This is a genomic window from Bacilli bacterium, assembly GCA_036381315.1.
Classification (GTDB): domain Bacteria; phylum Bacillota; class Bacilli; order Paenibacillales; family KCTC-25726; genus DASVDB01.
This window is the reverse complement of the sequence record DASVDB010000016.1, coordinates 1-3,756: the sequence shown is the minus strand read 5'-3', so window position 1 is coordinate 3,756 and position 3,756 is coordinate 1. Positions and strand designations below refer to the sequence as shown.

The 3,756-nt window shown below is 50.6% G+C and carries 5 protein-coding genes; 3 read left to right on the top strand and 2 right to left on the bottom strand.

The genetic code is table 11. The annotated features are described in order from the left end of the window. Positions 1–264: hypothetical protein (locus tag VF260_01035; protein ID HEX7055765.1), on the bottom strand; the 264-nt coding region annotated here is incomplete at its 3' end. Positions 265–451: 187 nt separating this feature from the next. Between VF260_01035 and VF260_01030 the strand changes: the two genes are divergently transcribed. From VF260_01030 to VF260_01020, 3 genes are all read left to right on the top strand, one after another. Continuing rightward, positions 452–958, top strand: coding sequence for an RNA polymerase sigma factor (locus VF260_01030; protein ID HEX7055764.1), 507 nt, complete (start codon positions 452–454; stop codon positions 956–958). A 22-nt stretch (positions 959–980) separates the two neighbouring features. Continuing rightward, positions 981–2,600, top strand: a complete 1,620-nt coding sequence (locus tag VF260_01025) for a sigma-E factor regulatory protein RseB domain-containing protein (GenBank protein HEX7055763.1) — start codon at positions 981–983, stop codon at positions 2,598–2,600. 146 nt (positions 2,601–2,746) lie between these two features. Continuing rightward, a complete protein-coding gene (locus VF260_01020) occupies positions 2,747–3,439 on the top strand; it encodes a glycosyltransferase (GenBank protein ID HEX7055762.1) in 693 nt (230 codons plus the stop codon). A gap of 85 nt (positions 3,440–3,524) precedes the next feature. Here the strand turns inward: VF260_01020 and VF260_01015 are convergent. Next, the coding region (locus VF260_01015; protein ID HEX7055761.1) for a hypothetical protein at positions 3,525–3,756 on the bottom strand (232 nt) is incomplete at its 5' end.

Below are 3,756 nucleotides of genomic sequence, written 5' to 3'. Positions count from 1 at the left end.
GACAATTGCGTCGCATCCCAATGCGATATTGTCCAGGGCGGCGTCCATCGTCATGCGGTAGCCCAGGTCGCGGCAATATTTTTTATATAGCGGAGAATCGCGGTCGGTCGGGTCCTGGCCGACTATCGTCATAATGGCTTCCGCAGCGGGCCTTAGCAACGTATCCATATCGAACAAGGCAATTTTGCGCTTTGCGGCGAGCGCCCTGGCGAGCGTCGTTTTTCCGGCCGCGGCGGGCCCCAAAACAAAAATAAGTTTCGCCATGCCGCCAAACAACCTCCGTTCTGATCGTCGATCTACCGCTATAGTAGCACAAGCGGCGGCATTTAAAGTTGCGCGTATGATCGGCCGTTGCTTGCCGTAACCGACTTGTTTGTAACGTTTCGAACGGTCGGGACGTTTTATTTCATGTCAAACAATCAAGACTGAGTATGAGGGGGGTGAGACACATTTGGCTTCCGTTGAAGCAAAATCCATCGAAGAAATATGCAGCGCCACGTGGGAACCCTTATACAGATTCATCTATTACAAAGTGCAAAACCGCGAAGAGGCGGAAGACATTACGCAGGAGACCTATGTAAAAGCCTACGCGTATTTGCAAAGCGGCAAGGTTGCGCCCAATAAATATATAACCTTTCTCAAAACGATTGCGCAAAATTTGCTCCGCGACGGCTGGCGCAAAAAAAAGCGCAGGGGAACCGCCGTCCGGATCGAGGCGATCGATCCAACGTGCTACGCCGCAGAAGATCACGCCGAAGCAAGCGCCGATCGTCAAGTGCTCGAGGACGCTTTATCCGGGCTTCCCCAGGAGCAACGCACCGTAATTGAATTGCGCATCATCAAAGGCTTTTCGGTCGCCGAAACCGCCGAAATCATGGGCAAACAGGAAGTAAACATACGCGTCATGCAGTACCGGGCATTGCGCCGTTTGGCCGCGGTATTGCAAATAGAACGCTAAATAGGGTGAACAGGGAGGAAAAATGATGAAGGACAACGAACGGAAATTATCCGATTTTATCGATCGCCTGAATGCGGAACAAAAACCCGATGAAGATGAATGTTCCACACAATCGGAGGAATTGAAAAAGCTGTACCGGACCGTCAGACTGGTTCGCAGCCTGAAAAATCCGGCAATGCCGGAACCGGGTTATCCGACGAAACTGGCAAAAGCCGTAGCCGGGCGACTGGCGCGCAGGCGGTCCGCCACCCGCAAAAGATGGGCCTTGACGCTTGGCGCGGTCGGAGTCGCCGCTATTTTCGCACTTTTTATCAATTTTGTGGTTCCTTTTGGCAATCCGAATGTTGTTAACGCCATGGAACAAGCTTTCAACGAAGTGCAGGCTTATCACGGCATACTTGAAATCACCGCAAGCAACGCGCAGGGTGAATCGACGGAGCAAGGAAAGCTGGACGTTTGGGCGGATCGGGACGGACATTATTATGTAAAAGGGTTGGCGGGCGCAAGCCAGAGTCTGGTCACAGTGAACAACGGGCAGCGAAAATGGCAAATTCAGCCTGGGCAAAAACGGGTGCAGATTTTCCCGGCTTTGCCTGACGCCTACCGCTTTCAATTCGAGCTGGGGAAGGAAATTCAGGAAGCAAAAAACGCTTTGTCCACGAAAGTAATCGGCGAAGACACGATTTCCGGAAGGGAAGCTTTCATTGTGGAAGTAACGCCGAAGGGCGGCTCGCCTTACCGCATCTGGATCGATAAAAAAACCGAGCTGCCGCTGCAAAAGCAAACGGCGATGGAGCATGCCATCCAATATACGCTCACTTACAAGGAGATCACCTTCACCGACGCCATTCCGGCGCAATTGCTCACTTATCATCTTCCCGAAGGTTATCAGGAAATCAACGAAAATCCCGAACAGCTCGTGGCCGATTTGCCTGAAGCGCGGGAGATTGCCGGCTTCACCGGGAAAACGCCCGCGACAATCCCGACCGGATATTCTCAAGACCGCGTGGCTGTCGTACCCAATCGGCAACTCGTGAAAATGTATTACCGCAATCCGGAACAAAAGCAGGCTATTGTCATGCAAGGCAAGGCGGCGGGAGAATTCACAACCGCTCCCAACGCGTTGTTAGGCAAAATGAATGACAGCGTCGTGGAAATATTGTCCCCCGTTGCCGGCGATGCGGAAACGAGCTCCATACGCTGGCGGAAGGACGGCTTTGAGTTTACCGTATTGGGCAACGCCCCGTTGGACGATCTGGCCGCCTTCGCGCAAGGAATCATGTCCGGACCGTTGACCATGCCGTCGCCGGAAAAGCAAATTGCCAAACCGCAAGTAAAAGTGCCATACGATCTCACAGTCGAAAAAAACGACCAGCAAAACGCCGACGCCGGAAGCTCGCCCTGGAAGCTCGACCCGATCTTTGTGGCGCAAGTATTCGTCAGCCTGCAAATGTCGCCCCAAGGCATAACCGGCGAATATCCGCTCGATACAAAAGATCTCACCGTCAGCGAAAACAACGGCATAGACGCCATTGTGACCGTTCACGATAAACGCGCACCGATCAAGGCGGTGTATCTGAAACGGGTAGTAAGACAAGACGAAACGGGAATATGGACCGTCGTCGGTTATGATCCGCGGTAAAACATCTAGGCGCCCTGTATGGGCGCTTTTTTTGTGTGCGCCGAACAAAAGCTTTTTGCCGAAGCTCGGGCGGATTTTAGCCCGCTACCGTCCAAACTTATTTTATGACGCGTCATATCATGAATGAGGAAAAGGAGGCGATATCTTTGGCAGGCGTCTCGGTTATTACGGTGACGAACCGCCCTGGAGAATTTCATAATGCGTTAAACAACTATCTTCGCCAAAAAGTTCCCGTCAAAGAATGGATTTTAATCCTGAACAATGATCGCATGGATGTAAACGATTATCGCCGTCGTTGCCAACGCTATAAAAATATATTTGTCTATCAGCTTCCGGCCAAAACGACTCTGGGCCGATGCCTGAATTACGGAATTCGCCGTTCAAGATATCCACTCATCGCCAAATTCGATGACGACGATTACTATTCGCCTTATTATTTGAAAGAACAGTCCCTGGCTTTCCGCCGCACACATGCCGGCGTTGTGGGAAAAAACAGCCACCTGAAATATTTGCAGGGGCCCAACCTGGTCATCATGGAAAAAGGAAAAAGTCATCAATACGTAACGGCCATACCGGGGGGCACGATCATGTTCCGCAGAAGCGTTTTTGGAAAAGTGCAATTCCCGGACCGATCAAAAGGGGAGGATTCCTATTTTTTGGCACGCTGCATGGCAAAAGGAATCAAATTGTACGCGACTTCCCCTTATAATTTCGTAGGTATCCGCAAGAAAAACATACAACATCACACATGGAAAGTACCCGACAAATTTTTTCTCAGATTAAGCCGAATCGTCGCGAAAACCGCGAACTATCAAAAGATTGCCATTCGGAAAGTGTGAGCGAATTGCCCCTGCAATCATGTGGAAAAAAGAGAGGTGGGATCGCATGCTCGGCGTCTCAATTATCGTTTGTACGAAAAGGCCTTCACAAATCATGAATGTTTTGCAAAATTTCAAACGCCAAAATTGGGGGAAGAAAGAACTCATCGTTATTCTGAACAATCCGTCGATGCAGCTTGATGTTTGGCAACGAGCGGCCAAAGGTTCCGCCACAATCCGTGTGTACAGGAAAGCTTTGAACACTTTGGGAGAATGCCTGAATTTCGGGATGGTCCAAGCGAAATACCCGATCATCGCCAAATTCGACGATGATGATT